Annotated in this window: 2 protein-coding genes; one reads left to right on the forward strand and one right to left on the reverse strand. The window is 60.4% G+C overall.

From position 1 onward, the window contains the following. Positions 1-909 (forward strand): acyl-CoA dehydrogenase family protein (locus V7665_RS12910; protein WP_335664945.1); only part of this gene is annotated, 909 nt, incomplete at its 5' end. Here the strand turns inward: V7665_RS12910 and V7665_RS12915 are convergent. Beyond that, on the reverse strand, positions 906-1,892 hold a 987-nt coding region (locus V7665_RS12915), incomplete at its 5' end, for an alkaline phosphatase PhoX (protein WP_335664946.1). The genes V7665_RS12910 and V7665_RS12915 overlap by 4 nt on opposite strands.

Raw genomic sequence — 1,892 nt, forward strand, 5'->3', positions numbered from 1 at the left:
AGTGCCGCACTGGGTCTCAGCTATGGCGCGCACAGCAACCTGTGCGTCAACCAGATCCGCCGCTGGGCCAGTGCCGAGCAAAAAGCCAAATATCTGCCGAAGCTGATCTCGGGCGAACATGTCGGCGCGCTGGCGATGTCGGAGGCCGGAGCGGGCAGCGATGTTGTTTCAATGAAGCTCAAGGCCGAAGCGGTGCAGGGCGGCTATGTGCTCAATGGCACGAAATTCTGGATCACCAACTCGACCGATGCCGATACGCTTGTCGTCTATGCCAAGACCCGGCCCGATGCGGGTTCGGGCGGGATTACCGCTTTCCTGATCGAGAAAGGCATGAAGGGTTTTTCCATCGGTCAGAAGATACAGAAGGTCGGGATGAAGGGCAGTCCGACCGCCGAGCTGGTGTTCGATGATTGCGAAGTGCCGGAGGAAAATGTCATGGGGCCGCTCAACGGCGGCGTCGGCGTATTGATGTCCGGTCTGGATTATGAGCGCGCGGTGCTCGCCGCCATTCCGCTCGGGCTGATGCAGGCCTGTATGGACACGGTCATTCCCTATGTTCGCGAGCGCAAGCAGTTCGGCAAACCGATTGGCAGCTTCCAGCTGATGCAGGGCAAGATTGCCGACATGTATGTCCGCCTGAACAGCGCGCGCAGCTATGTCTATAATGTCAACAAGGCCTGCGATGCCGGTCAGACCACGCGTTTCGACGCGGCGGGCGCAGTGATGTACGCATCCGAGTGCAGCGTGCGGGTGGCAGAAGAATCGATTCAGGCACTGGGCGGCGCTGGCTATACCACCGACTGGCCGGTCGAGCGCTACTGGCGCGATTCCAAATTGCTCGACATCGGCGCGGGTACCAATGAAATTCGCCGGATGCTGATTGGGCGGGAATTGATCGGGGCGGGCTAGACTCGCAACGTCTCCCACGGTCCATTGATCGCATAAGTATAGCCGGGCTCCTGCACGTTGACGAACATCGTCGTACCGTCGGGCGAGAAGCAGGCGCCGCAAAATTCGCTTTGGTCCTTGTGGGCGTTGCGGGCGATGTCGTAGATGGTGCCGTCCGGGGTCAGGCCGCGCAGATACTGGTCGCCGCGTCCGTCTTCGCAGAGGATGATATCGTTCCACGGCGCGACTACCAGATTGTCGCACATGTCTAGCGAATCGGCGTTGTTTGATTCAAAGAATAGCTGCAACGATCCGCCCGCTTCTGGTCCGCTATCCGCACCCTGATCGGGCGTGTAGCGCCATATCTGGCCGACGCGTTCCGCCCCGCCTTCGGTGCAGGTGAAGTAGAAATCACCCGTCGTGCCATCCGTGCGCACCGCATAATCCAGACCTTCACCGCGCATGAACTGGGCGGCTCCCGCAGCATGGCCGCGCGCTGCCAGATCGCCATCGGGCGCTTCGACATCGTCGAGATCAATCCATTGGGCGACATGGTCCTGCCCGACGACAAATGTCTCGGGTCCCTGGCCGCCCCAGTCTTTCGGCCAGTTGGAGGTAATGGCGGCTTTTCTGTTGGTCAGAACAAGCGCCTGCAGGCGGCCGCCTTCCTGCAATTTCCCGGGTATATTGGGGATGAAACGATAAAATAGCCCGGTCCGGGAATCTTCGGTCATATAGACAATGCCGGTCTTCGGATCGACCGAGGCGGCTTCGTGGGTGAAGCGGCCCATCGCCTTAAGCGGCACGGCATCGATCAGGCCGATGGCGCTGGACGGGTTCTCGAACACGAAGCCGTGATATTTGCCAGATTCTTCTCCTGCGGTGAGCATTTCCTCCTCGCAGCTGAGCCAGCTTCCCCATGGCGTTGGCCCGCCGGCGCAATTGGCGGCGGTGCCGGTCAGAACCAGAAAATCCCGCTCCATCCGCTTGTGCTTGAGGTCGTA

Source organism: Parasphingorhabdus sp. (assembly GCF_036964675.1).
GTDB lineage: Bacteria > Pseudomonadota > Alphaproteobacteria > Sphingomonadales > Sphingomonadaceae > Parasphingorhabdus.